The 24,317-nt window shown below is 66.4% G+C and carries 24 protein-coding genes and 1 tRNA gene; 17 read left to right on the top strand and 8 right to left on the bottom strand.

What is annotated here, in order from left to right:
• Nucleotides 1-36: 36 nt before the first annotated feature.
• Together CDO44_RS17095 and CDO44_RS17100 are read right to left on the bottom strand one after the other, a co-directional pair.
• Nucleotides 37-1,248: an MFS transporter gene (locus CDO44_RS17095; protein WP_087781491.1), complete on the bottom strand. Its 1,212-nt coding sequence runs from the start codon at nt 1,246-1,248 to the stop codon at nt 37-39.
• 114 nt (nt 1,249-1,362) lie between these two features.
• Nucleotides 1,363-2,016: a GntR family transcriptional regulator gene (locus CDO44_RS17100; RefSeq protein ID WP_233146239.1), complete on the bottom strand. Its 654-nt coding sequence runs from the start codon at nt 2,014-2,016 to the stop codon at nt 1,363-1,365.
• Nucleotides 2,017-2,335: 319 nt separating this feature from the next.
• Between CDO44_RS17100 and CDO44_RS17105 the strand changes: the two genes are divergently transcribed.
• Together CDO44_RS17105 and CDO44_RS17110 are read left to right on the top strand one after the other, a co-directional pair.
• Nucleotides 2,336-3,244, top strand: a complete 909-nt coding sequence (locus tag CDO44_RS17105; protein WP_087781493.1) for a dihydrodipicolinate synthase family protein — start codon at nt 2,336-2,338, stop codon at nt 3,242-3,244.
• A gap of 59 nt (nt 3,245-3,303) precedes the next feature.
• Nucleotides 3,304-4,257, top strand: coding sequence for a tripartite tricarboxylate transporter substrate binding protein (locus CDO44_RS17110; protein ID WP_087781494.1), 954 nt, complete (start codon nt 3,304-3,306; stop codon nt 4,255-4,257).
• Nucleotides 4,258-4,297: 40 nt separating this feature from the next.
• Here the strand turns inward: CDO44_RS17110 and CDO44_RS17115 are convergent, their stop codons facing one another.
• From CDO44_RS17115 to CDO44_RS17130, 4 genes are all read right to left on the bottom strand, one after another.
• On the bottom strand, nt 4,298-5,278 hold the full coding sequence (locus CDO44_RS17115; RefSeq protein ID WP_087781495.1) for a tripartite tricarboxylate transporter substrate binding protein: 981 nt from the start codon (nt 5,276-5,278) through the stop codon (nt 4,298-4,300).
• An 84-nt stretch (nt 5,279-5,362) separates the two neighbouring features.
• Nucleotides 5,363-6,283 (bottom strand): CoA ester lyase, encoded by a 921-nt coding sequence (locus tag CDO44_RS17120; RefSeq protein WP_233146240.1) that lies wholly within the window; start codon nt 6,281-6,283, stop codon nt 5,363-5,365.
• 14 nt (nt 6,284-6,297) lie between these two features.
• Nucleotides 6,298-7,551, bottom strand: coding sequence for a CaiB/BaiF CoA-transferase family protein (locus tag CDO44_RS17125; protein ID WP_087781496.1), 1,254 nt, complete (start codon nt 7,549-7,551; stop codon nt 6,298-6,300).
• Nucleotides 7,548-8,435 carry a MaoC family dehydratase N-terminal domain-containing protein gene (locus tag CDO44_RS17130; protein ID WP_087781497.1) on the bottom strand — a complete coding sequence of 296 codons (888 nt, stop codon included), beginning with the start codon at nt 8,433-8,435 and terminating at the stop codon, nt 7,548-7,550. The genes CDO44_RS17125 and CDO44_RS17130 overlap by 4 nt, the downstream gene beginning before the upstream one ends.
• 105 nt (nt 8,436-8,540) lie before the next feature.
• Here CDO44_RS17130 and CDO44_RS17135 point away from each other — a divergent pair, with 105 nt between their 5' ends.
• The 4 genes from CDO44_RS17135 to CDO44_RS17150 all read left to right on the top strand — a co-directional run bounded on the left by CDO44_RS17135 (nt 8,541) and on the right by CDO44_RS17150 (nt 12,431).
• Nucleotides 8,541-9,476 carry a LysR substrate-binding domain-containing protein gene (locus CDO44_RS17135; RefSeq protein WP_087781498.1) on the top strand — a complete coding sequence of 312 codons (936 nt, stop codon included), beginning with the start codon at nt 8,541-8,543 and terminating at the stop codon, nt 9,474-9,476.
• 169 nt (nt 9,477-9,645) lie between these two features.
• The gene (locus tag CDO44_RS17140; RefSeq protein ID WP_087781499.1) at nt 9,646-10,497 is read left to right on the top strand and encodes an IclR family transcriptional regulator; all 852 of its coding nucleotides are present in this window, start codon (nt 9,646-9,648) and stop codon (nt 10,495-10,497) included.
• Nucleotides 10,498-10,537: 40 nt separating this feature from the next.
• The gene (locus CDO44_RS17145; RefSeq protein ID WP_087781500.1) at nt 10,538-11,530 is read left to right on the top strand and encodes a tripartite tricarboxylate transporter substrate binding protein; all 993 of its coding nucleotides are present in this window, start codon (nt 10,538-10,540) and stop codon (nt 11,528-11,530) included.
• 22 nt (nt 11,531-11,552) lie between these two features.
• Complete coding sequence (locus CDO44_RS17150) at nt 11,553-12,431, top strand: TauD/TfdA family dioxygenase (protein WP_158213319.1); 879 nt, start codon at nt 11,553-11,555, stop codon at nt 12,429-12,431.
• Here the strand turns inward: CDO44_RS17150 and CDO44_RS17155 are convergent.
• Nucleotides 12,428-13,615, bottom strand: coding sequence for a glycosyltransferase (locus tag CDO44_RS17155; RefSeq protein ID WP_087781502.1), 1,188 nt, complete (start codon nt 13,613-13,615; stop codon nt 12,428-12,430). The two genes, CDO44_RS17150 and CDO44_RS17155, sit on opposite strands and share 4 nt — an antisense overlap.
• Nucleotides 13,616-13,804: 189 nt before the next feature.
• On the opposite strand from CDO44_RS17155, the gene CDO44_RS17160 reads away from it, so the two are divergent.
• The 7 genes from CDO44_RS17160 (at nt 13,805) to CDO44_RS17190 (ending at nt 20,158) form a co-directional block, all read left to right on the top strand.
• Nucleotides 13,805-13,879 (top strand) — tRNA-Arg (locus CDO44_RS17160).
• Nucleotides 13,880-13,935: 56 nt separating this feature from the next.
• A complete protein-coding gene (locus CDO44_RS17165) occupies nt 13,936-15,354 on the top strand; it encodes an amino acid permease (RefSeq protein ID WP_087781503.1) in 1,419 nt (472 codons plus the stop codon).
• A gap of 207 nt (nt 15,355-15,561) precedes the next feature.
• Complete coding sequence (locus CDO44_RS17170) at nt 15,562-16,821, top strand: amino acid ABC transporter substrate-binding protein (protein ID WP_198951379.1); 1,260 nt, start codon at nt 15,562-15,564, stop codon at nt 16,819-16,821.
• Nucleotides 16,822-16,876: 55 nt separating this feature from the next.
• Nucleotides 16,877-17,752 carry a branched-chain amino acid ABC transporter permease gene (locus CDO44_RS17175; protein WP_087781505.1) on the top strand — a complete coding sequence of 292 codons (876 nt, stop codon included), beginning with the start codon at nt 16,877-16,879 and terminating at the stop codon, nt 17,750-17,752.
• On the top strand, nt 17,749-18,705 hold the full coding sequence (locus CDO44_RS17180; RefSeq protein ID WP_087781506.1) for a branched-chain amino acid ABC transporter permease: 957 nt from the start codon (nt 17,749-17,751) through the stop codon (nt 18,703-18,705). The genes CDO44_RS17175 and CDO44_RS17180 overlap by 4 nt, the downstream gene beginning before the upstream one ends.
• The gene (locus CDO44_RS17185) at nt 18,702-19,430 is read left to right on the top strand and encodes an ABC transporter ATP-binding protein (protein ID WP_087781507.1); all 729 of its coding nucleotides are present in this window, start codon (nt 18,702-18,704) and stop codon (nt 19,428-19,430) included. Before CDO44_RS17180 ends, CDO44_RS17185 begins: the two co-directional genes overlap by 4 nt.
• Nucleotides 19,431-19,432: 2 nt before the next feature.
• Nucleotides 19,433-20,158 (top strand): ABC transporter ATP-binding protein, encoded by a 726-nt coding sequence (locus CDO44_RS17190; protein WP_233146241.1) that lies wholly within the window; start codon nt 19,433-19,435, stop codon nt 20,156-20,158.
• Here the strand turns inward: CDO44_RS17190 and CDO44_RS17195 are convergent.
• Complete coding sequence (locus CDO44_RS17195) at nt 20,155-21,219, bottom strand: NAD(P)-dependent oxidoreductase (RefSeq protein ID WP_087781508.1); 1,065 nt, start codon at nt 21,217-21,219, stop codon at nt 20,155-20,157. The two genes, CDO44_RS17190 and CDO44_RS17195, sit on opposite strands and share 4 nt — an antisense overlap.
• Nucleotides 21,220-21,290: 71 nt before the next feature.
• On the opposite strand from CDO44_RS17195, the gene CDO44_RS17200 reads away from it, so the two are divergent.
• Genes CDO44_RS17200 through CDO44_RS17215 form a run of 4 tightly spaced genes read left to right on the top strand, consistent with a single transcriptional unit; the run spans nt 21,291 to nt 24,305 of the window.
• Nucleotides 21,291-22,274, top strand: coding sequence for a tripartite tricarboxylate transporter substrate binding protein (locus CDO44_RS17200; protein ID WP_087781509.1), 984 nt, complete (start codon nt 21,291-21,293; stop codon nt 22,272-22,274).
• A 41-nt stretch (nt 22,275-22,315) separates the two neighbouring features.
• The gene (dctP, locus tag CDO44_RS17205) at nt 22,316-23,437 is read left to right on the top strand and encodes a TRAP transporter substrate-binding protein DctP (protein WP_087781510.1); all 1,122 of its coding nucleotides are present in this window, start codon (nt 22,316-22,318) and stop codon (nt 23,435-23,437) included.
• A 23-nt stretch (nt 23,438-23,460) separates the two neighbouring features.
• A complete protein-coding gene (locus CDO44_RS17210) occupies nt 23,461-23,793 on the top strand; it encodes a DUF1330 domain-containing protein (RefSeq protein ID WP_087781511.1) in 333 nt (110 codons plus the stop codon).
• Nucleotides 23,790-24,305, top strand: a complete 516-nt coding sequence (locus CDO44_RS17215) for a VOC family protein (RefSeq protein ID WP_233146242.1) — start codon at nt 23,790-23,792, stop codon at nt 24,303-24,305. The genes CDO44_RS17210 and CDO44_RS17215 overlap by 4 nt, the downstream gene beginning before the upstream one ends.
• The last annotated feature ends 12 nt before the right edge of the window (nt 24,306-24,317 follow it).

A 24,317-nucleotide genomic window follows, 5' to 3' on the forward strand; every position in this document is an offset into this window, starting at 1 on the left:
CGCGCCACCGCCGGCGCCTTCCGGGCGGCCGCGCGTTCATGCTGCCCCCGCCGGCGCCAGCGCCCGTTCGCGCACGGGCAGGCACAGCGCAGCAGCGGCCAGGCCCAGGGCTACGGACAGCCACCACACGACGTCGTAGCTCCCGGTGGCGACGTACAGCTTGCCCCCGAGCCAGACGCCGACGAAGCTGCCGATCTGGTGCCCGAAGAATACGATGCCCGTGAGCGTGGCGGCATAGCGCATGCCGTAGATGTGGCCGACCAGCGCGGTGGTCAGCGGGACCGTGCCCAGCCAGACCAGTCCCATCAGCGCCGAAAACGCATACAGCACGGCCGGCGTGAGCGGCAGGAAGATCAGCAGCAGGATCGCCGCCGAGCGCGTGGCGTACAGCAGCGCGAGGAGATGCTTCTTGCTGTGGCGCCCGCCCATCCTGCCGGCCCAGTACGAGCCGAACACGTTGAACAGGCCGATCAGCGCGATCGCCAGCGCGCCGTTGGACGCCTTCAGGCCGCCGTCGACGACGAAGGCCGGCAGGTGCAGCGTGATGAAGGCGGTGTGGAACCCGCACACCGCATAGCTCCAGAACAGGAAATGATAGGAGCCGTCGCCCACGGCCTGGCGCACGGCGGCGCCCAGCGATTGCGCGCCGGCCGCGTGCTCCGGCTTGCCGGTCAGCCTCGTCGCCAGCGGCAGCGCGAGCAGCATCAGCGCGGACAAGGCCCACAATGCGCCGGTCCAGTCGAAATGGTCGATCAGCAACTGGCCCGCCGGCACCACGACGAATTGCCCCATCGACCCGCCCGCGCTGGCGATGCCCATCGCGGCGCTGCGCCGCTCCGGGGGCACCGACCGCGCCACTACGGGGAGCAGCACGGCAAACGTGGTGCCGGCCTGGCCCAGCCCCACCAGCACGCCGGCACAGAGGTACAGCATGAGTTCGGACCCGGCGTAGCGCGTCCCGATCAGACCCAGCGCGCACAGCAGCGCCGACACGACGATGGTGCGTCCCGAGCCCCATTTGTCGGCCACCGATCCCATCAGGATCGCCGCGACGCCCCACACCAGGTTCTGGATGGCGAAGGCCAGCGAGAAAACGTCGCGTCCCCAGCCATGGACGAGCCCCATGGGCTGCATGAACAGGCCGAAGGTGGCGCGCACGCCCATGGCGAAAAGCAGCACCAGCGAAGCGCAGACGACGATGCGGTCGGCGTGGGACGAAGACGGGGAAGAAACTCGCGACAACGGCATGGGGATGATGACCTCGACGCCAAGGCGGCGCGCCGGATGCTCGCGCCCACGGCCGTGGCCCGGGCATTGTAGTCGCCGGGCCCGGTCGCAGCGCGGCAACCGGCGCGTGCGCCTTCAGTCCTGTTCCGCCGCGTGGTCCAGCAGGCGTCCGACGATGGACAGTATCTGCTGTGCCGCATCCGCGATGTGGCGCTCCAGGACGGCCTGGGCCTCGCCGGCCCGGCGGGAGCGGCACAGGTCGATCAAGGCCATGTGCTCGTCGTGGGCTTGCTGCCGTATCGGGGCGTTGACCACCTGGAAGCGGAAATAGCGTTCGGACTTCTCATGCAGCGCGCGCACGATATTCAGTGCGGCGGGCCGCTGCGCCGCCTTGTAGAGCCGCTCGTGCAACTGCCAGTTCAACTGGCCCCATTGCTGCGGTCCCGCGGTATCCATGCGCGCCACGCATTGCTCGGCCTGCGCCAGTTCGTCCGGGGAAATCAGCAAGGCCGATTCGTGCAGCAGCCAGGGCTCGAGGCGCAGCCGGATATCGAACAGCTCCTGCACTTCGGCCCGCGACAGCATGGAGACGAAGGCGCCGCGATGGGGAATGGCGTCCACGAATCCTTCGGCGCTGAGTTGCCGGATGGCTTCCCGCACCGGTATCCGGCTCACCCCCAGTTCGTCGGCGAGCACTTCCTGGCGCAGCGGGGAACCGGGCGGGAGGTCGCCGGACAGGATGCGATCGCGCACGGCTTCGGCCACCAGTTCGGAAGTGGTCCTGCGCACGAGCCGGGTACCGGCGGCTTGCCCGGAAGCCGGGCGGGAGGGCGAAGATGAATCGTTTTTGGGCATGGGCTGAAGATCGCATGGCGTCGGGGACGGCGCATCGGGAATTCCGGTGCGTACGTCCGGCATCCAGGTAAACCCGGACAGACGCGCTAAAGGGGAAACGATTTAATAGCAGTATATTGGATCCACTATCCAACCGCATATTCCGCTTCTGAAAGCATCCGGTTCATCCGGTTTTTTAATGGCCCAAGAAATTGGATCCAATATACATTAATCAATATCCGAAATTTGGATGCGGCAACCAGGAGTTCCAATCATGACGATCCGATGGCAAGGCGTATTCCCCGCCGTCACCACCAAGCTCAAACCCGATCACTCGCTGGACGCCGAGGCCATGCGTGCCGGACTGGAGCGCCTGATCGCCAGCGGCGTGAGCGGCGTGCTGATGATGGGCATGGTAGGCGAAAACGCGCAGTTGTCGCCGCAGGAAAAAATGGAGGTACTGCGCATTGCGCTGGAAACGGTGCGCGGACGCATACCCGTGCTCTCGGGCGTGGCCGAGACGAGCACGGACCGCGCCGCGGCGTTCGCCCGGGACGCGCAGGCGCTCGGCATCGACGGATTGATGGTCTTCCCCGGCCTGACCTACAAGTCGGACGACGAGGAAACCGTCGCCTTCTACCGCACCGTCGCCCAGGCATCGCGCCTGCCCATCCTGCTGTACAACAATCCGCGCGGCTACGGCGTGGACCTCACGCCCGACGTGGTCGCCCGGCTGCTGGAAGAACCGACCATCGTGGCGATCAAGGAGGAATCGTACGACACCACCCGCGTCACCGATCTCATCTCGCGTTTCGGCGATCGCCTGTCGGTCGTCTGCGGCGTGGACGATCTGGTGCTCGAAAGCGCCGCGCTGGGAGTCAAGGCCTGGGTATCCGGCATGGCCAACGCGGTGCCACGCGAATCCGTCGACCTGCTCGACATGGCCGTGGCCGGAGACTTCGTCCGGGCGCGGGCCCTGTATGCGGTGCTGACGCCGCTCTATCACCTCGACACGGTGGTCAAGCTGGTGCAGCACATCAAGCTCGCCGAACACCTGATCAGCGGTAGCGCGGAAACCGTCAAGCCGCCCCGGCTGAAGCTATCGGGCGCCGAACGGGAACGCACCATCGCCATCGTCCGCGACACGCTGGCCGGCCTGCGCCGGCTGGGCTACGACTACTGACCTCCCCGCCCCGCCGTGCGACGCGCACGCCGGGGCCCACACGACGGAAGGACCGCACCATGAACCTCGCCCGCCTTCTTTGCGCCTCACTCGCCAGCCTCTGCGCGCTGGCATCGTCCTGGGCCGCCGGCTATCCCGCCAAGCCCATGGAACTGGTCGTCGCCTACCAACCCGGTGGCGGCAGCGACAACACGGCCCGCGCCATCGCCGAAGCCGTACGGCCGCTGCTTCCGCAGACGGTCTTCGTCGTCAACAAGCCGGGAGCCAGCGGATCCATCGGCTGGTCCTACGTCGCCACGGGTCCGGCCGACGGCTATCGTCTCGTGCTCATGACGCCCGAGATGCTGGTCGTGCCCCTGATGGGCATAGGCAAGACGACGGCGGACGACTTCCAGCCCATCGCCCGCTTCACCGACGACCCGTCCTCGATCACGGTGCGGGCCGATGCTCCCTGGCGCACCATCGAGGAGTTCCTGGCGCATGCCAAGGCCAATCCCGGCCGCGTGGCGATCTCGAACGCCGGCAACGGCACGGTGCCCCACATGGCGGCCGCGGCACTGGGAGACGCCGCGGGCATTGAATTCGTCCACGTCCCCTACCAGGGCTCCGCGCCGGCCATCATGGGCTTGCTGTCGGGCGACGTGCAGGCCACCACGGTGGCCTATGCCGAATTGCGCCAGCACGTGGAAGCCGGCAAGCTGCGCACGCTCGCGGTCATGTCCGACAAGCGGATCGAAACATTGGCCCAGACGCCCACGTTCAAGGAACTGGGCCATAACCTGTTGTTCAGCGTCTGGCGCGGCATAGGCGTACCCAAGGGCACGCCGGCCGAAGCGGTCGAGAAATGGCGGGTGGCCTCCCGCGCGCTGGCCCAGTCCGCCGAGTTCCAGGCCACCATGCGCAAGCAGAACCTGACTCCCGCCTATGCCGACCTGCCCGAGTTCGCGTCCGACGTGGGGCGCCAGGGCCAGGCGTTCAAGGCGCTGGTGCCGAAGCTGAATCTCAAGCAGTAGCAGGAGAAGCCGGCGCGTGGCCCGCGCCGGCAGCCTGCGATCAGTCGATGATGATGTTGGCCTTCTGGATGACCGGCCGCCACAGCTGGATCTGGTCCTTGATGTACTGGGCGAACTCCTCGGGCGTGTTGTACATCGGCTCCAGCCCTTCCTTGCGGAACTGCTCCAGCGTCTCCGGGTTCTTCAGCGCGGCGACGATCTCCTTGTTCAGGCGATCGACGATGGGCTTGGGCGTGCCGGCGATCGTCAACAGGCCATACCACTGGCTTGCCTCGAAGCCCTCCAGCCCCTTGGTCTCGCTGATGGTGGGCACATTGGGCAATTGCGGCAGGCGCTTGGCGGTGGCGACGGCGATCGGGCGCAAGCGGCCTGCCTGCAGGAACGGCGCGAGCGGCGGATAGCCGGTCAGCACCATCGAGGTCACGCCGCCGACCAGGTCGTTCAGCGCCGGCGCCGTTCCCTTGTAGGGCACGTGCTGGATCTGGATGTTGGCCTTGAGCTTGAAGTACTCGGTCGCGAGATGGGCCGCGCTGCCGTTGCCGCCCGAGGCATAGTCGTAGCCATTGGGCTTGGCGCGGGCCGCCTTGATCAGCTCATCCACGTTGTGCACGTCGAGCTTGGCCGGGTTGACCGCCAGCACGTTGGGCACCCCTGCGACCAGCGAAATGGGCGCGAAGTCCTTCACGGGGTCGTAGGGCAGCCGGCGATAAAGCGTGGCGTTGGCGCCGAAGGTGCCGATGGCGCCCATGATCAAGGTGTAGCCGTCGGCAGGCTGCGACTTGGCATATTGCGTGCCGACGATGCCCCCCGCGCCTGGCTTGTTCTCCACCACGATGGGTTGCCCCAGCGCCGCGCCGAGCTGCTTGCTCATGACGCGGGCGATGATGTCGGTGCTGCCGCCGGGCGTGAACGGCACCACCAGCGTAATGGGCCTGGACGGATAGTTGTCGGCCGCGTGCAGCGGTCCTCCCGCGATACCGGCGCTGGCGAGCGCCGAGGCAACGACGACTTTCTTGAACATGATGGCAGGTCTCCTTGGTATGTGCTTGTGTGATGTCCATCGGGGCTCGCGCCCGCTTGCCTGGCGGCCTAGGGCCTATTCACCCTACGTACGGGCGGCCCGCGCCTCGATGCGCCGCTGGCGCGCGAGCAGCCGGCGGGCGCGTTCGACGACCGGGATGTCGATCATCTTGCCGTCCAGTTGAAACGACGCGCGCCCTTGGGCTTGCGCCTGATCCGCGGCCTCGATGACGCGCACGGCATGCGCCACCTCCTCTGGCCGCGGCCCGTACTCCTCGTTGACGATGGCGACCTGCCCCGGGTGGATGCAGCTCGCTCCGTCGAAACCGAACTGCCTCGACCGCCGCACCATGGCGCGAAAACGGTCCCAGTCGGAAAAATCGGCAACCGTGCCGATATAGCCCAGCGGCATCACGCCGGCGGCCCGCGCCGCCAGGATCATGCGCTGCTTGGGCATCAGCAAGGCTTCGTCGGTCGGCTCGAAACCGCCGTTCAAGGCGAAATCCTCGCCCCCTATGTTGATCGCCGCCACGCGCGGCGATGCGCGGGCGATGTCGGTCATCTGCTCGAACGCCTCCGGCGTCTCGATCATGAGCAGGAAGCGCGTCTTTCCCAGGGCCAGGCCGCGCGCGGCCTCCAGGTCCGTCACCAGTTCGTCGAGCAGCCTGACGTGCGACGGGCCGTCGACCTTGGTAATGGCGATCGCATCGACCTCGCCGCACACGCTGGCCTCGATATCGCGCACGCACGACGCAAGCGGACGGTTCACGCGCACCAGCACGTCGGCGCCGCCGCGCCGCACCTGGGCCGCGGCACTCGCCACGGCGGCGCGGGCGGCGTCCTTCTCGGCCGCCGGCACGCTGTCTTCCAGGTCCAGCATGATGGCGTCCGCCCCGCGGGTGTGCGCCTTCTCGATGAAGCGCGGCACGTTCGCCGGCACGTAAAGCAGCGAGCGCCACACCGGCAGATCGCGTTGTTTGGCCAGCTCGGCCATGCTCGTGGTCATGTTTCCTCCGCTCGTCAGGCGGCCGCGCGGGGCGAGGCATGGTCCACGGTCGCTCCGCTCGCCACCATGGCGTCGATGGCCCGGTCGTCGACGCCGACGCTGCGCAACAGCTCGATGCTGTGCTCGCCGATGTGGGGGGCCGGCCACTTGAGCGCCGGCTCGTAGGTCGAGAACCGGACCGGGTTGCGCAGGTTGGTGATCGTGCCTTCCGTGGGATGCTCGATCTTCTGGAACAGCCCCGTCTCGGCCAGATGCGGGTCCTCCAGTACGGAATCCAGCGTATGCAGCGGCATCGCGGGAATGTCGGCCGCCTCCAGGATCTCCAGCCATTGCGCGGTGGTCTTGGTGGCGAACACCTCGTTGCGGATCCGGAACATCTCGCCGATGTTCTCGAAGCGCGCGCGCTTCTCGGCAAAACGCGGATCGGTCCGCAGCTCGGGGCGTCCCATGGCGTCGAACATGGCAAAGACCTGGGCGTCGGTATTGGCCGTTACGCAGATATAGCCGTCGGCGGTGCGTATGGGCCGCGAGTTGGGATCGAGCAGGCGGGAATCGCCGGCCGCGCCCAGCGGCGGGTCGAAGGTCTTGAGGAACATGTGCTCGGCCAGCACGAAGGCCGTCATGCTCTCGAACATGGGCACCTCCACCACCTGCGGGCCGCCGTGCCGCAACCGCTGCACCACGGCCATCAGGATGCTGTTGGCCACCATCACGCCGACCGTCCGGTCGGCGATGACCATGGGCACGAAGCGCGGCTGGCCATCCCCGCCGTTGTTGATGGCGGCGAGCCCGGAAGCCCCCTGGATGATGGAATCGTAGGCGGGCTTGTCGCGATACCGGCCCTCCTGTCCGAAGCCCACCACGCTGCAATAGATCAGGTCGGGCTTGAGCGCGATCAGGTCTTCCGCGGCGAGTCCCAGCCGCGCTGCGGCCGGGGGCCGCATGTTGTGCACCACCACGTCGGCGGTGGCAATCAGTTTCCTGAGCGCATCGAGCGCGCCGGGCTTCTTCAGGTCCAGCGCCAGGCTTTTCTTGTTGCGGTTCAGGTGCAGGTACTTGGCGGCCATGCCCGGCGTCGGCGAACGGCCGCCGATCCAGCGAGCCAGGTCGCCCGAAGGATGTTCGATCTTGATGACCTCGGCGCCGAAATCGGCCAGGAACTGCGTCGCATAGGGGCCGACCACCACTTGCGTCAGGTCGACCACCCTCAGCCCTTCCAGCGGAGCGCGGGCGCCAGCCTGGCCGCCGTTCTGCATGCCTGTATTCATGCCGCCTCCCGCTGGGCCGATCCCTGCAGGGTGGTCTTGCCGGCCTCGGTCACGACGCGAAACTCGATCGTGCCCGGTTCGTCTCCCGTCCGGCTTTCGATGCGGAACGGGTCTCCCTCGAACAGGGGGGCGGTATTGCGCGTGGTCACGCGGGCCAGGCGCGGGCCGCCCCAGGCCTGGTGCAGGTGCTCGGTGGCACACAGCGCGGACAGGCCGCCGTTGACCACCAGGCCCGGATATCCCTCTACCTGCGTGGCATAGGGAAAGTCGTAATGGATGCGGTGGCCGTTGAAGCACAGCGCGCTGTAGCGAAAGATCATCACGGCATCGGCCACGATGGGGTCGGACCTGCGCTGCGCCTCGAAGGCAGGCGCCGTCGCGGCCTTGGCCGAACCGCTTCCCTTGCCGAGCGTACTGTTGCGGTACACGACGTCCTGCTCCTCGATCACCGCCGTGCCGGCCGCACCGCCGATGGTGTGGCGCACGGTAACGAACACCAGAGGCCCGGAGCTGCCCTCCTTGGGGGTGATCGACGCGATGGTGGATACCCGCTCCAGCTCGTCGCCGACACGGATGGGCGCGACGAACTGGATGCGCTTGCCGGCGAACATGCGCTTGGGCAACGGCACCGGCGGCAGGAAGTCCCCCAGCGCAGGATGGCCGTCGCGGCCGAGCTGCGAACGCGGTACGACACGCGGGAAGAGCACGCTGTACCACATCTGGGGAAACTCCGAGCCACGCGCGAACGTGGCGCCGCGGGCGGACTCCAGGGTGGCGGACAGGCGCTCGGCCAGTTGCGGGGTGACGACGTCGGTGGAGGTTTCGCTGCGGCCCACCCAGGCTTGCAGGTCTTCCAGGGCCGCGGGCGTGGTATCGGGAGTCACGATGCTGTCTCGCTGATGTTCTCGTCTATGTAGCCATCGTAGTGCGGCGCGGGTTTTCCAGGAAATGATAAATTGCGGAGGTCTATTCTAAAATGGAATACCCGGATGAAATTGCAGCAGATACGGGCGTTCTGCGCCGTGGTGGACCACGACATGAGCGTGTCGCGGGCGGCACGGGCGCTGCATACGACGCAGTCGGCGGTCAGCAAGCAGGTGGGGCAGCTGGAAGACAGCCTGGGCGCGGCGCTGCTGATCCGGTCCAAGAGCCGGATACTGGGATTGACCGACGTGGGACGCCAGGTGCTGCGCTGCATGCGCAGCATGCTGGCTTCTACCGAGGACATCGCCCATATCGTGGCGGATCACCGGCGCGAGGCGGGCGGACGGCTGGCGATCGCCACCACCCATACCCACGCGCGCTACGCCCTGCAGGACATCGTGCCGGGATTCGCCAAGCGCCATCCGGGGGTGGGCCTGCACCTGGTGCAGGCCACGCCCTCGGAAATCGCCAATCTGGTCGCCACGGGCGAAGTGGACCTCGGCCTGTCGACCGCGCCGCAGATCCTGCCGCCCTCGCTCGCCACCATTCCCTGCTACGAACTCAAGCACGTCCTGATCGGCGAGCGCGGCCACCCGGTGTTCGCCGCCCAGGCGCTGACCCTGCCCGTCATCGCCCGCTATCCGCTCATCACGTATAGCGAGCAGCACGCCATCGGCCGTCGCGTCAACGAAGCCTTCGCCGCGACAGGCCTGGCCCCCAAGATCGCAATGCGCGGCACCGACGTGGAGATCATGAAAAGCTATGCCGCCACCGGCGTGGGCCTGGCCGTGATCCCGCTGATCGCCTATTCCCGGTCGCGCGACCGCAAGCTCGATGCGCGGCCCGTGGACCACCTGTTCCCGACCAGCACGGTCTACGCCCTGGCGCGGCGAGGCGCCTACTGGCCGCGCCACCTGTACGAATTCGTCGGCAAGCTGGCCCCCGGGCTGACCCGGGCGGCGATCGAAGAGGCGCTCCTGAGCACCGAACCGCCCGCGTGAACCCGGCCCGCGCATCGGCCGGCGCCCCTCCCCGGGCGGCCCCAAGACGGGCGTAAAAGCGCAAAAATGAAAATGGTTTTTGAAAACGGTTGTCTTCGCGAACAGGCGCTCCTAGAGTGAGCTTCGACGGCGGACACTCCGGTCCGCCCCGCCGGATACCGCCAACACGATGCGACGCCGCTCCAAGCCGCCCGCCAACGTCACCGCCCTCGAGCGAGGCTTCGCCGTGCTCGACTGCTTTGCCCGCGCCCGTGGCCCGCTGGGCAACGGCGAGGTTGCCGAAGCGACGGGCATACCCCGCCCCACTGCCTATCGCCTGATTTCCACCCTGGTTGCGCTGGGGCAATTGCGCCCCTGCCCGGACTCGGACAAGTACGAACTCGCGGCCGGCGTGGTACGCCTGGCGCAGTCCTTCCTCGGGGCCATCGACGCCCGCCGGATGGTCCGGCCGCACCTGGTGGCCCTGGCCGAAGCCTGTGGCGCCTCGGCCTTCCTCGGACTGCGCGACGGGATCGACATACTGGTGGTGGAGGCGGCGCGGGCGCGTTCGGCGGTTGCCTTCCTCGGCGCCGACGTCGGTACGCGCATGTCGCTGGCCAGTTCGGCGCTGGGCCGGGCGTGGCTGGCGGGCGTGGATCCCGTGACACGGGCCACGGTAAGCGCCGACACACTGCGCGCCGGCAGCGCCGTGCCCGGGTCGCGGCTGGAGGCCGCGCTGCGCAAGGCGCAACGGCTCGGCTATGCGGCCTCGCTGGGCGAGTGGCACACCCAGATCAACGCCGTCGCCACGCCGGTACAGGCCCCCAGCGGCGAAGTGTTTGCCATCAATTGCGGCGGCCCCTCGTTCCTCATCACGCCCGACAAGCTGCAGGACCTCGTCATTCCCCGGCTGCTGCGGGCGGCGGCCGACTTCGCCGCCGAAATCGGCGGCGTATCGGGCGCGGCCTTGACCTCGTCCACCGCGGCCGCGCCGCCCGCGGCGACCGCCGCCCCCCCACGCCGGCGAACCGCGCCCGCCTGAGCGTTCCGCCGGCTCTTCACGATAAAGAAAGGAGACAACCATGCCCGACTTCCTGCCCCATCCCCGGCGGCGCACGGCCCTCGCGGCCCTGCTCGCCGCCGCGGCCGGCCCGCGCCTGGCAGGCGCGCAGCCCGATCCGGCCTGGCCCAGCCGGCCGGTCAAGCTCATCGTGCCCTTCGCCCCGGGCGGCCCCACGGACACCATCGCCCGCATGCTGGCCGAAAAGATGCAGGCCGCCTGGCAGCAGCCGGTCGTGGTGGACTACAAGCCCGGCGGCGGCACCATTACCGGCACCAACACGGTCGCCAAGGCGCCTCCGGACGGCTACACCCTGGGCATGGCCATCAGCGCGCTGATGATCAATCCGAGCATGCAGGCCTCGTTGCCCTACGACACGCGCAAGGACCTGGCTGCCGTCTCCCAGGTGGCACTGACGCACTTCGGCCTGTTCGCGCATCCCTCGCTGCCGGTCGACACCGTGCCCGAGCTCATCGCCTACGCCAAGCGCAACCCCGGCAAGCTCAGCTACGCCACGCCCGGGGTGGGGACGGGCACGCATCTGGCCGGCGAACTGCTCGCCCACATGGCGGGCATCGAGTTGGTGCACGTGCCGTACAAGGGCAGCAGCCCCGCGCAGCAGGACGTGATCGGCGGCCGTGTGCCGCTCCTGTTCGACGTCATGTTCTCGGCCATGCCCTACGTCGAGGACAAGCGCCTCAAGCTGATCGCCCTGGCCAGCCCCAAGCGCGCCGCGAGCCAACCCGACGTGCCGCTGATCGCCGAGACGGTGCCGGGGTTCTCGGCCATGAGCACCATAGGAATCATCGAACCGGCCGGCGTGCCCGCCGAACTGCGGCGGCGAGTGGGCGCCGACATCGCGCGCATCGTCAAGGCGCCCGACCTGTCGGCGCGCATGGGGCAACTGGGCATGGAACCGGTGGGCTCCACGCCCGAGCAATACGCCGCGCTGATCGACGCGGAAATCGACAAATGGGCCAAGGTGGTCAAGACCGCCGGCATCAAGATCGAGTGACTTTCAAGGAGCGACTCTCATCATGGCACTCTCGCTTACCCCCCTGACGCCAGGCTTCGTCGCCGAGGCATCCGGCCTGGACATCAGCCGCCCGCTGGACGAGGTCTCGGTCCGCGCCATCGAAAAGGCGATGGACGACTATGCCGTGCTGGTATTCCGCGACCAGCCCCTGGACCAGGACCAGCAGATCCGCTTCGCGAAGTATTTCGGCCCGCTCGATCTTGGCCTGCGCAAGGTCAAGGGCGGCGCCCACCGGTTCGACTACGCGGAGCTGGCCGACATTTCCAACGTCACGGCCGACGGCGCCGTCGCTGGCCGCGAACATGCGAAGATCGTCGGCAACATCGCGAACCAGCTCTGGCACAGCGACAGCTCGTTCCAGCGGCCCCGCGCGAAATATTCGATGCTGTCCGCGGTAGTAGTGCCCGGCCACGGCGGCGAAACCGAGTTCGCCGACCTGCGCGCCGCCTACGACCACCTGCCCGCGGACATGAAAGCGACCATCCGCGACCTGAAGGCCGTGCACTACGCGCTGCATTCGCGCTTCCTGCTCGGCGATACCGACTACACCGAGGCCCAGCGCCAGGCCATTCCCGCAGTGCAATGGCCGCTGGTGCAGACCGACCCGCGTTCGGGGCGCAAGATCCTGTTCGTCGGCATCCATGCCTGCGAGGTGGTCGGCATGACGGTGGCCGAAGGCCGCATGCTGCTGCTCGACCTGCTCGAGCACGCCACCCAACGCGAGTTCGTCTACCGCCACCACTGGCGCGTGGGAGACCTGGTCATGTGGGACAACACCGCCACGCTGCACCGCGGGCGGCGCTTCGACTTCGGCCAGCGGCGCGAGCTGCGGCGCGCCACGACGGAAGAGGTGCAGACCTCCATCGAAGCCGCGGCCTAGGGCCTGTGGGCGGCCCGGGCCTCCGGTTGCCAGAGCGCATCCTGCGCGCCCGTTTGCGCGGGAATGCCATGGGCGCGCAGGATCTCGGCCAGGATGTGGGGAATCTCGAAAACGGCCTGGTTGTCGATGCTCGCCACGTTTGCGCGGAAGGTGGCCAGCGAGCGGATCATCTCGGCCGCCGCCGGGCGGATCGAGCGGAAACTGTCCAGCACCATGCCCGCCCCCGCCTCGCGCACCCACTGCGCGTTGTAGCGCTCCTGCGGCATGGTGGCCCGGTTGCTGACCACGATGACGGGCAACCCCCGGCGTACCGCTTCGCTGATGCTCCCGGGCCCCGGCTTGCCGATGAAAAAGTCGCCCAGCGTCATGAAGTACGGGATTTCCGAGGTGAAATCCTGCACCAGCCGCGGGGCGCGGGCTGGCTGCGCGCGCAGCCGCTCGGCCAGCGCCCGGTTGCGCCCGCACAGCAGGATGAGCTGCGTGTCGGCCAGTTCCTGGGCGATGCGCAGCATGGCCCTGGACCCTTCCCCGCCGAACATCACCACGCCGGTGGGCTGTGCCGGATCGAGTCCGTGCCGGCGCCGCTCCTGCGCCCGGTCAGCCACGGCCTGCCTGTAGAAGTCCGGCCGGATGACCATGCCCGACGTGGCATGGATCTGGCGCTCGGCATACCCCATCGCGCGTGCCTGCTCGACTGCCTTCGGCGTGCCGCATATCACGTGCTGCTGCAGGCCGCGCTCCATCCAGAACCGCGGCGGATAGTCGGCGAGGTCGGTCAGGATGGTCACATAGGGCGCGCCCGGCCGCGCCTCGGCCAGGCTTTCATACATCACGCGGTTGAAGTTCGGCACCATCGACACGACGGCATCCGGAAGGGTCTCGCTCCAGTGCCTGCGCAGCTTGCGCGCCATCAGCCGGTGCCCGAGGCGGATGCCGCCTTGCAGCAATCTCAGCTCGTGCCGCATGGCGAGCGTCCAGCCGCGTGCCAGGCGCTTGTTGTAGATGTCTTCGGGGCGCATGCCGACCACTTTGCGGAAAATATCGCGCGAATCGAGGACTTCGAAGAGATTGACCAGCCGTACGGTCCATGGCCAGCCCAATTCGCCGATGGCGGCTTCGATCGCCAGCGCGGAAGCGCGATGGCCGCCTCCGGCATTGAAGTAAACGAGATCTATGGTGGTCATCGTCGCGTCGTGTAGCCAGTTCGCCGAGAGACAAAACAGTGACGAGAATGCGGCAATAGTGTGAACGGACCATGACAACCCCTATCCGCCGCGGTCCGGCGCACCGCGGGGCCCGCCGGCCGGCGCGCGGCCGGCGGGCGATGCTAGAATGCGGGGTTTGCCGGACCTGCATCGCGGATCCCGGCAAGGCTCGCCATAGTTCAATGGATAGAACAGGGTCCTCCTAAGACTCAGATGCAGGTTCGATTCCTGCTGGCGAGGCCACCATCGAGCATGCCGCAGCGCCGGTCCCGGCGCCCTATACCGCAGCGGAGGCGACCATGGACCTGTTCCGAGTCAAGAGCATCGACAGCATGATGGAACAGCGCCAGGCGGCCGGCCTGCGCAAGAGCCTTTCCACCTTCGACCTCGTCATGCTGGGCGTGGGCGCCGTCGTGGGATCGGGCATCTTCATCCTTACCGGCACGGGCAGCCTCATCGCCGGCCCCGCCCTGTCGCTCTCCTTCGTCCTCGCCGCCGTCGCGTGCTTCTTCTCGGCCCTGTCGTATGCCGAGTTCTCGTCCTCGCTCCCTGTCTCGGGCTCCGTCTACACCTACGTCTATGCCACCCTGGGCGAACTGCCCGCCTGGCTCATAGGCTGGATACTGATACTCGAGTTCGGCCTGGCCGCCTCCGCCGTGGCGGCCGGCTGGTCAGGCTACCTCCAGTCGCTGGTCGTGAGCCTGGGCATACAGTTGCCCGAGGCGCTGCGCGCCGCGCCGGGCGCGATGCCTGACCGCGCCACGCTGTTCAACCTGCCGGCCTTCCTGGTCATCGCCGCCGTCACCGCCCTGCTCTCGGTCGGCATACGCGAGTCCAAGCGCGTCAACAACATCATGGTCGTGATCAAGATCCTGGTGGTCGTCCTGTTCATCGCCGCCGGGGCGATGCACGTGCGCACCGAGAACTGGACGCCCTTCATGCCCTACGGGATGAGCGGCGTCTATGCCGGCGCAGCCCTGATGTTCTATGCCTTCATCGGCTTCGACGCCGTGGCCTCGTCGGCCGAGGAAGTCAGGAACCCGCAGCGCTCGCTGCCGCTCGGCATCCTCGGCTCGCTGCTGATCTGCACCGTGCTGTACGTGCTGGTGACGCTGGTCATGACCGGCATCGTGCCCTACGGGGACTTCGCGGCCAACTCAGACCATCCGGTTTCGCTGGCGCTGCAACGCACCGGCCAGATGGGCCTGGCCGGCGTCATCGACCTGGGGGCCATCCTGGGCATGACGACCGTCATCCTGGTCATGAGCTACGGCCTGACCCGCATCCTCTACGCCATGGCGCGAGACGGCCTGCTGCCTCGCAAGCTGGCCGCCCTGCATCCGCGCTATGCGACGCCCTTTTCCCTAACCTGGTCGGTGGGTCTCATCTTCGCGCTGATCGCCGGCCTCGTGCCGCTGGCCGTGCTGGCCGAGCTCATCAACATCGGCACCCTCACCGCATTCTCGCTGATCTCGCTGGCGGTCATCGTGCTGCGCAGGACCCACCCAGACCTGCCGCGCGGCTTCCGCTGCCCCGGCGTGCCCTATGTCCCGCTCGCCGCCGTCGCCTGCTGCGTCTTCCTCATCGCGCATCTGGGCAGCTTCACCTGGCTGGCCTTTTGCCTGTGGATCCTCGCGGGTCTGGCGGTGTATTTCCTCTACTCGCGCCGCAAGGCCGTTCTGGGCGCGTCCGTGGCTGCTACAGAGTCTGGGCGCTGATCCGCGACGCGAGTCGCGCCCAGACGGGGCATACGTTCGGACACAGGCAAGTCCACGCCACCGGCGAGCGCGCAAGGCCAGCGTTGCGCTCAAATCGACAAAACCCTCTTCTGTTCGTGCAACCCGGACCGCCATTCGCGCCGCTAGCATCTTGCACAGTCCGACGCCCAGAGCGGCAACGCCTATAACGATACGAGGAGACAGCCGATGCCACGGTCCAGTCATCGAAGGCAGATCTTGGGATTAATGGCCGGCCTCGGCATTGCGCCCTTCGCCCGGGGGCAGCCCACGCGTCGGCCCTTGAAGATCGGCATGGGCATGGGACTGACAGGCAGCGTGGCCGCCAACGGCAAGGCCGCCCTTCTGGCCATGCAGATATGGGCCGAGGACGTCAACGCGCGCGGCGGGTTGCTGAACCGGCAGGTCAAACTGGTCTACTACGATGACCAATCCAACGGATCGTTGGTGCCAGGCATCTATACCAAGCTGCTCGACGTCGACAAGGTCGACCTCATCGTATCGGGGTACGGCACGAATTTCATCGCGCCCGCGCTGCCGGTGGCGATGCGCAGGCGCATGGTCCTGATGTCGCTGTTCGGCACCAACTCGAATGCCCAGTTCAAGTACGACCGGTACTTCGAGATCAAGCCCAATGGGGCAGATCCCGCGGTGGACCTGACCGCCGGATTCTTCGATGTAGTGGCAAGCGCCAAGCCGCGACCCACGTCCATCGCGCTGGTGGGCGTGGATAACGAGTACGGAGCGATGGTGCTGCAAGGCGCCCGGGCCAACGCGAGGAAACACGGATTCAAGGTTGTCTACGACAAGACCTATCCTCCCAACACGACTAATTTCTCGCCCATGCTCGGGTCGGTCGCCGCGACCGCGCCGGACGCCGTGTTCGTCGCGTCATTCCCTCCCGATACCGTTGGCATAGTGCGGGCAGCCCATGAGGTCAACCTGCGCACCACCGTATTCGGCGGCGGCATGGTCGGACTGCAATATGCCGCCGTCAAACAGCAGCTCGGCAATCTGATGAATGGCCTCGTCTCTCCGGAAATGTACGTTCCGGAGCCGACACTGTCCTTCAAGGGAATAGAAGCTTTTCTGTCGAAATACCAACCCAGGGCGGAGAAACTGGGCGTGGATCCCCTGGGATATTACGTGCCGCCCTTCGCCTACGCCATGATGGAGATCCTTGGTCAGGCCGTAGAGAAGACCGGCGGTACGGATCAAAAGATGCTGGCGGACTACATCCATGCGACCCGGTTCGACACGGTTGTCGGCTCGGTGAAGTTCGGCGCCAACGGCGAGTGGGAAAAGGGTCGTACGTTATGGTCCCAGTACCACAGCGTCCAAGGCAACAGCATCGACCAATTCAAGCGTGCGGGCCGCGTCCATATCCTGGCTCCCGCTGAATTCAAATCCGGCGATCTCCGCTATCCGTATCCGCCCTCGGTCAGCTGACCCTCGCGCGCTTGCGCGATGAAAAACGTCTTTCCCACAATGGCATGGACTTTCCATGGACGATACCTTGAGCCTGACGGTCAACACGCTATTTGCCGGCATCATGCTGGGGGGCTTCTTCGCAGCCACCGCCCTGGGGGTGACCATCGCCTTCGGCATGCTGAACATTGTGAACATCGCTCACCCCGCGTTCGTGCTGCTAGGCGCTTACCTCGCCATCTTGCTCAATCGATGGTTGAGTATGGATCCGTTCGTGGCGGGCCTGGCGCTGGCACCGCTGTTTTTCCTTGCCGGATACGCGGTCTATCGGATCTATTACCTGTGCTTCGAGCGCTCAGGGCAGGATGCGCTGCGAGGGCTGGTATTCTTCTTCGGCCTCCTGTTCCTGATCGAAGCCTTCCTGATCGTGGCGTTCGGCGTCGACTACCAATCGGTGCACGCCAGTTACACCGACGAGATCCTCCGATGGGGCTCTCTGGCCGTACCGCTGAGAATCCTCGTTCCCTTCGGCGTGTCCCTGGCAATGATCGTCCTGCTTCGCCAGTTCCTGAAACGAACGTTCTTCGGACGCGCCGTGATGGCCGTGGCGCAGGACCCCGTCGCGCTGAGGCTGATGGGAACCAGCCCGACGGGCATCAAGAGCTGCGCGCTCGGCCTGGCTACCGCCACCGCCGCGATCAGTGGAGCAATGCTCGTCGTGATCCAGCCGATCCAGCCGGCCCTTGGCCGGGAGTACATCGGCATGGTGTTTGCGGTATGCATCCTCGGCGGCATGGGCAGCCTGTACGGCGCGCTTGCCGGTGCAGTGATCCTCGGCATAGCCGAGACAACGACGGCTACGTTCTTCGGCCCGTCCTGGGCTCCTGCCACAGCCTTCGGCCTGCTGCTGTTGACCCTGGCCTTCCGCCCTTCAGGACTCTTCAGCCGATGAATTCGAGCCGTTTTTTTTACCTCGCCGCCACGGGCATGTTCTTGCTGGCCGCCCTCGCTCCCTTCGTGTACAGCGGCGAGTATTTCTACTTCGCCGCCTACTCGGTGCTGCAGCTCATTCTGATGGCCACCGCCTGGAACCTGCTGGGAGGATTCACCGGCTATGTCAATTTCGGCGCATCCGCATTCTTCGCAACCGGCACCTACACTTCGATCGTCATGGTCAAGCTCATGGCCGCGCCGCTGCTGGCCTGCATGCTCGCCGCCGCAGCCGCGGCTGCCCTGCTGGGCGCCATGGTCGGGTACCTCACGCTGCGATTGCGCGGCGTCTATTTCTCCATCGCCACCCTCGCGCTGTCCGTCGTCCTGTTCACGCTGGTCATCAATTGGGAATTCGTAGGCGGAGCGCGAGGGGCCTACGTCATCATGGTCGACGCCCTTCCCCCCGGCTATGCGACGCCTATCCAACTGCTGTGCGCCGTCCTGGCCTTGCAGGCCCTCGCCGGCGTCGCGCTGGCGAGAGCTGTCCAACGATCGCCCCTGGGCAGCGGGCTAGCCGCCATCCGGGACGACGAAGTCGCCTCCGAGGCGCTCGGCGTGCCTACGCTGAAAATGAAGATTATCGTGACGAGCTTGAGCGGCGGGCTGATGGGACTGGCAGGCTCGACTTTCCCCCATTTTCTGAATTATGTCGAACCCACCGCGGCGTTCAGTCTCACACTCTCGATCAACAGCATCGCGGTGCCGCTCATCGGCGGCATGCATTCCTGGCTAGGGCCGGTAGTAGGCGGGCTCTTGCTGGGCAGCCTGCTCCAATACACCACGGTGGCCTTGTCGCCGGACTGGAATCTGATCATTGTCGGCGCGGCGCTGCTCGTATGCGTCACGGTGGCCCCGCAAGGCATCCTGGGCGCAGTGGAAGTCCTGCTCCGCAGGAAAAGGAACCGGTCATGAATGCCCCCATCCTGCTGCAGGCAAGCGGCATCGTCAAGCGCTTCGGTGGCTTCGTTGCGCTGGAAGGCGTCGATCTGGACATCCGACCAGGCGAGCGGCTGGGCCTGATCGGGCCCAATGGCTCCGGCAAGAGCACGCTCGTCAACTGCATCGCTGGCGCGCTGCTGGCGGATGAAGGAAGCATTATTTTTGACAACGAGGATGTCACCCGGTTTGCGCCCCACGCGAGGGCACGACGCGGCATCGCGCGCAGCTTCCAGATTCCTCGGCCATTGACCAGCATGACCGTAGCGCAGAACCTGCACGTGCCGCTGCGCTACGCCCGGCGTCCACCGCTATCGGCGGCCGAGCTCGCCGACGCTGCGAACGAGATCCTGCGGTCCGTCGGCCTGCTGCACAAATCTGCCCATCCCGCTCGCGGACTCACCCAGGTCGAACTGAGGAAGCTCGAACTGGCGCGAGCCATCGCCATGCAGCCTCGTCTGCTGGTGGCGGACGAGGCCCTCGCCGGGCTCTCGGGATCCGAGATTGAAGAAATTCTGGCCCTGTTGCTTGGCCTGAAGGAGCACGGTGTGGCCGTGCTGATGATCGAACACATCATGCACGCCATGATGAAGTTCTCGGAGCGCATCGTCGTCCTGATGGCGGGCAGGAAGATCGCGGACGGCGACCCGCGGCAGGTGGTGCAAATGTCCGCGGTCGTCAAGGCATATCTTGGAGAATAGGCGTGGGGGCGATTGCAATCAGGAACGTATGCGCAGGCTACGGCTCGGTGCAGGTTCTTCACGGTCTGTCGTTGGACGTCGGCGACGGCGAGACGGTGGCCCTGCTTGGAACCAACGGCAACGGCAAGAGCACCTTGATCAAACTGGTCGCAGGACTCATCAAGCCCGCGTCGGGCGAAGTGACGGCGACGATCGACGGGGTCTGTCACGACTTGGCGGAATATTCAGTCGAACAGATCGTGAACCTCGGGATTTCAGTCGTCCCGGAAGGCCGGCACCTGTTCCCCCAGTTGAGCGTAGAAGAAAATCTGTTGCTGGGCGGCTCTCGCCCTGCCGTCCGCGGCCGCGTCAAGGAAGGCCTGGAACTGTGCTTCGAGGTTTTTCCCCGCCTGGCCGAACGCCGCGGACAAATAGCCGGCAGGATGAGCGGCGGCGAACAGCAGATGGTGGCCCTGGGACGTGCCATCATGTCCTGGCCGCGTATTATGCTGATCGACGAGCCTTCGGTCGGACTCGCCCCCATCCTGGTCCAGCAGATGATCGAGAAGATTGCAGAACTCAAGGCGCGGCGCGGCTTGACGGTGTTGATGGCAGAGCAGAATTTCACCCAGGCGATGCGCATCGCCGATCGCGGCTATGTCATTGTCCATGGCGAAATCCGCTTCTCGGGAAATCGAGCCAGTCTCCACGAGAATGCCCTGGTCAGGGAGCTCTACATGGGCGTCTAGCCCCGCGCCATTTCCTCGAGCACTGCGAACACGGCCGCCGTATCGTGGTCGCGATGGCCACGCGCCATAAGCGCTCGATAGACGGGCACGCTGGCATCCAGCAATGGCGTCTGAATGCCCAGCGTCCGCACCGCCTCGCCTATCAGCGCAAGATCCTTGTCGAACACGGATGCCTTCACCGTCGGCACATCCCATGCCCGGGCGATCATCAGCGGCCCGCGGATTTCCAGCATCCGCGATTGGCCGCCGCCGTCGGCCAGGATCTCCACCATCGTTTCCGGCGCGAGTCCCGCCCGCATGCCCACCAGGATCGCTTCGGCGGCTGCGACATTATGGATGGCAACCAGCAGATTCGAGGCAAGTTTCATCGACATGCCGTTGCCGAATGTGCCCAGGTCGTAGTGATTGCGCGCGAACCCGGCGAATATGGGCCCATAGGCTGCAATGGCGTCGGTATCGCCGCTCGCATACACCACGATGTCCTTCCTGCGCGCTTGCGCCCCGGTGCCTGACACAGGCGTATCCAGGAGCACCATTCCGGCGGCATTCAGAATGCCGCGTGCCGCTTGCTTGGCGCCATGCGCCAACGTGCTGGCATCGGCGACGATGCTGCCCGGGGCCGCGTGTCCCGCCAGTTCGCGCGCGGTGTCCAGCAACGCTTCGGCAGTGGGCAGGGAAAGCAGGAATCGATCGGACGAGGCGGCCAGCGACCGGATGGAGGCTACCGCTTCCCCGCCGGCCTGCGCCAATGCGAGACGGGCGTCCTCCACGGGGTCATAGCCGATGACTCGAAATCCGGCGGCAAGAAGATTAGCGCTCATGGCCGAGCCCATGATGCCCAGCCCGGCGACTGCGACAGTGCAACGAGTCCCGGAGGACGAATTCGATTCGAACGGTGCCATATGAACCTGCATAGTGGACGGATAAGGGGTGAGGCGAGAAGCGGCATGGGCACTGTAGGACGGCGCCATTCGCCGAAGGCGGAGAAATATGCGGAAAACTTGCACATTCGCAGTGTTCCCTGCCCGCCGGGCACATATTGGAAAACGCCAATAGCGCATCGGAAACAGACATAACCGGCAGGGGCGATCGGCTTACCATGGTCGCCATAAAGAAAGACCGGAGACACCGCATGAAATCCGCTTCCTGCGCCGGATTGCGCCGAGGACTGCCTTTCGCCCTGTTCCTCGTCGGGTTCGCCTGCCGTCCGGCTCTCGCCGCAGAGGCCTTCCCCTCCAAGCCCATCACCGTGATCGTCTCGCTGCAGGCGGGAAGCGCCTCGGACATCGCGACCCGGGTGGTCGCCAATGATTTGTCGAAGAAGCTGGGCGTGAAAGTGATCGTCGAGAACCTGCCCGGCGCGGGCGGCGTACTGGGCGCAGCCCGGCTGCACAGCGCCAAGCCCGACGGCTACACGCTGGCGGCGCTGAACAATGGCCTGATCACCTTCGTTCCGAACCTGCCCGACCGGCCGTCTTTCGACATCGGCACGCTGTCGGCGGTCAGCATGATTGCCGAACTCCCGAGCGTGCTGGTCGTGCCCGCAGCCCTGCCCGTATCGACGCTGCAAGCGTTCGTGGACTATTCCAGGCGGCATCCCGGCAAGCTCTCCTACGGCTCGGTCGGGATGGGCAGCCCCCAGCATATCGCCATGGAGATGCTGAAGTCGGCCACCGGCGCCGACCTCTTGCACGTCCCGTATCGGGGCGGCCCCCAGGCCGTCGCGGACGTGGTCTCCGGCCAGATCCAGGCCACCTGGATCGCGGTATCGGTCGCGGTCCCGTTCATCAAGACGGACCAATTGCGCGCATTGGCGGTCGGCGGCGGCGAGCGGTCGCCCCAGTTGCCCGATACGCCGACCTTGAAAGAAGCCGGTGTCGCCGAATTCGAGTACGTCCCCTGGGTGGGAATGTATGCGCCACCCGATACGCCCGCCCCTGTACTGCACAAGCTGAGCGAGGCGGTCCGCGAGGTGCTGGGCCGCAAGGCCAGCCGCGACCAGATCGCCGGCTATGGGTTGCGAGCGAAGGGCAGTACGCCCGCCGAGCTGCAGCAGCTGGGGGAGTCCGAACGCAGGGAAATGGCGGCAGTCATCGAAGGGTTGCGCCTGCGGTGACGCAAGGCATACCCACCACCAACGACTAGCGAACTTGGATCATGCCCAATTCCATCGAGCAGGAACTCGTCCGGTGCGCGACAGCGCGAGCGTGGCTGGCAGGCGACGTGGGGCACGCGCCGCCGACGCGGCCGGGCCCAGCCGCGGTCATGCGGGTCAGTGCCCATCCCGCGGACGACGCCTTCGTCGTCCAACAGGTATTCCAGCCCGCGTTCTCGGTCCTGCGGCGCATGTCCGGGGGACGGCTCGCGGCCGAGGGTCACTGGGCGGAACGCGCCCATCCCGCCATCGAGGGCTTCGAGGCGCTGGCGGATGGACGGACCGACCTTGCGCCCTGCTACACGAACTGGCGGGCCGACGACTACCCCATGACCCAGCTCCTCGCGCTGCCCGGCCTCTTTCCGAACAGCGAGATCGGCACCGAAGTCGCGGAGCGGCTCTACTCGAAATACCTGAGGGCCGAGTTCGAGAAACCTGGACTGCTGATGGGTCGGTTGAAGGCCACCGGCGCCTATCATCTCTTCTCCCATAAGCCGGTGAAGCGCCTTGCCGATCTGCGCGGCATGTCGATCGGCGTCAATGCCGGCCTGGACAGCCGGATCGCGGTCGCGCTCGACGCCGCTCCCGTGGCGCTGAGTTCGGTCGAACTGCTTCCGGCTTTCCTTGCCGGAAGTATCGACGCGGTGTCGCTCGCCGACGGGTCGGCCGACGTCTTCGGCGTGGGTGTGAAAGCACCGTATCGAATCGAGGTGGGGGTCTCCATGATGAACATGGAATTCGGCCTGAGCGAGGCGTTCGTGCGACGGCTGCCTCCTGATCTCCAATCCGTCCTGAACGACTGGCTGCGAGCCGAGGCCCAGGCCGAAACCCAGATCCTGTACGGCCTGGGCGGCGCCCTGGCGCGGGAAAAATTCGCCGCCGCGGGCTGCGCGTTCCTGGAGCTGGAGACCCGCGACCGCCGCGAGCTCGACGAGAGAATGGCGGACCTGGCCGATCGGGCCACGCGCGAGCTCGACCGCCGGTCCCTGCCTGCATCGGATTTCGTCGCCGAGGCAAGAGCGCTTGCCCGCAGCCTGATGGTCAAGGATGCCAACCAGTTGATGCGCGACGCCATCGAACGACCGATACGCCTGCTGCCCGCGTCCGGCGCAGTCCCCGCCTGATCCCTTTCCTGTCGAGGTATCCCATGAGCGCCTATTGGCTGGCACGAAGCCGGGTCATCGATCCGGTGCGCTACCTGAAGTATGCGGAGCAGGTTCCCGCGATCATCGAAAAGTATGGCGCGCGGGTGCTGTCCCGCGGCGCGCCATTCGTGCACGTCGAAGGCGCGAGCCATTTCACGCGCTTCGTCGTGCTGGAGTTCCCCTCCCTCCAGCACGCGCTCGATTGCTACCACTCGCCGGAATACCAGCGTGCCCGGCAACACCGGCTCGACGGGGCCGGCGAAGCGGAGATCACGCTTCTCGAGGCGGGCGAATTCACTTCGGCAATGACCCTGGAGCACGCGTCGAACGCGTGATCGATCCCGAACGCCACCGCCCCATGGAGGCCGCAACGATGCCCCTGCAATACATCGAGCACTATCTCGTCCAGACCACGGATTTCGAAGGCACCATCCGCTGGTACCAGCACGTCCTCGGGCTCGCGCCGGGGCCGACGCCGAATTTCGGGTTTCCCGTCCAGTGGATGTACCTGGGCGACCGCGACGTCCTGCATATCACCCATGGCGGCCGCAAAGCCACCGACAATCGCAAGCGCTACCTCGGCCAGCAGTCCGAGCAGACCAGCGGCTCCGGCGTCATCGACCATATCGGCTTTCGCTGCAGCGGCCTGCGCGACACGGTATCCGACCTGAAGGCCAAGCGCATCGATTTCCGGCAGCGGCGGGTCAACGACCAGGGGCTCTACCAGCTTTTCCTGTTCGACCCGAACGGCGTGAAGATCGAGCTCAACTTTCCCGCGGCCGAGGCCGCCGGCATGGAGCCGGAGATCGACGCGAGCACATTCACCTACCAGCACGTAAAGGACTGAGCGATAGTCATC

This window comes from Pigmentiphaga sp. NML080357, from assembly GCF_002188465.1.
Lineage (GTDB): Bacteria > Pseudomonadota > Gammaproteobacteria > Burkholderiales > Burkholderiaceae_B > Pigmentiphaga.

Bases quoted from the DNA above. Each gene is read 5' to 3' on its own strand.
- CDO44_RS17200 (WP_087781509.1), top strand. From the start codon at position 21,291: ATGAAATCCGCTTCCTGCGCCGGATTGCGCCGAGGACTGCCTTTCGCC.
- CDO44_RS17195 (WP_087781508.1), bottom strand. From the start codon at position 21,219: ATGCGCTATTGGCGTTTTCCAATATGTGCCCGGCGGGCAGGGAACACT.
- CDO44_RS17125 (WP_087781496.1), bottom strand. From the start codon at position 7,551: ATGAATACAGGCATGCAGAACGGCGGCCAGGCTGGCGCCCGCGCTCCG.
- CDO44_RS17145 (WP_087781500.1), top strand. From the start codon at position 10,538: ATGCCCGACTTCCTGCCCCATCCCCGGCGGCGCACGGCCCTCGCGGCC.
- CDO44_RS17105 (WP_087781493.1), top strand. From the start codon at position 2,336: ATGACGATCCGATGGCAAGGCGTATTCCCCGCCGTCACCACCAAGCTC.
- CDO44_RS17185 (WP_087781507.1), top strand. From the start codon at position 18,702: ATGAATGCCCCCATCCTGCTGCAGGCAAGCGGCATCGTCAAGCGCTTC.
- CDO44_RS17120 (WP_233146240.1), bottom strand. From the start codon at position 6,283: ATGACCACGAGCATGGCCGAGCTGGCCAAACAACGCGATCTGCCGGTG.
- CDO44_RS17110 (WP_087781494.1), top strand. From the start codon at position 3,304: ATGAACCTCGCCCGCCTTCTTTGCGCCTCACTCGCCAGCCTCTGCGCG.
- CDO44_RS17115 (WP_087781495.1), bottom strand. From the start codon at position 5,278: ATGTTCAAGAAAGTCGTCGTTGCCTCGGCGCTCGCCAGCGCCGGTATC.
- CDO44_RS17210 (WP_087781511.1), top strand. From the start codon at position 23,461: ATGAGCGCCTATTGGCTGGCACGAAGCCGGGTCATCGATCCGGTGCGC.
- CDO44_RS17155 (WP_087781502.1), bottom strand. From the start codon at position 13,615: ATGACCACCATAGATCTCGTTTACTTCAATGCCGGAGGCGGCCATCGC.
- CDO44_RS17175 (WP_087781505.1), top strand. From the start codon at position 16,877: ATGGACGATACCTTGAGCCTGACGGTCAACACGCTATTTGCCGGCATC.
- CDO44_RS17140 (WP_087781499.1), top strand. From the start codon at position 9,646: ATGCGACGCCGCTCCAAGCCGCCCGCCAACGTCACCGCCCTCGAGCGA.
- CDO44_RS17180 (WP_087781506.1), top strand. From the start codon at position 17,749: ATGAATTCGAGCCGTTTTTTTTACCTCGCCGCCACGGGCATGTTCTTG.
- CDO44_RS17165 (WP_087781503.1), top strand. From the start codon at position 13,936: ATGGACCTGTTCCGAGTCAAGAGCATCGACAGCATGATGGAACAGCGC.
- CDO44_RS17170 (WP_198951379.1), top strand. From the start codon at position 15,562: ATGCCACGGTCCAGTCATCGAAGGCAGATCTTGGGATTAATGGCCGGC.
- dctP (WP_087781510.1), top strand. From the start codon at position 22,316: ATGCCCAATTCCATCGAGCAGGAACTCGTCCGGTGCGCGACAGCGCGA.
- CDO44_RS17135 (WP_087781498.1), top strand. From the start codon at position 8,541: ATGAAATTGCAGCAGATACGGGCGTTCTGCGCCGTGGTGGACCACGAC.
- CDO44_RS17150 (WP_158213319.1), top strand. From the start codon at position 11,553: ATGGCACTCTCGCTTACCCCCCTGACGCCAGGCTTCGTCGCCGAGGCA.
- CDO44_RS17095 (WP_087781491.1), bottom strand. From the start codon at position 1,248: ATGCCGTTGTCGCGAGTTTCTTCCCCGTCTTCGTCCCACGCCGACCGC.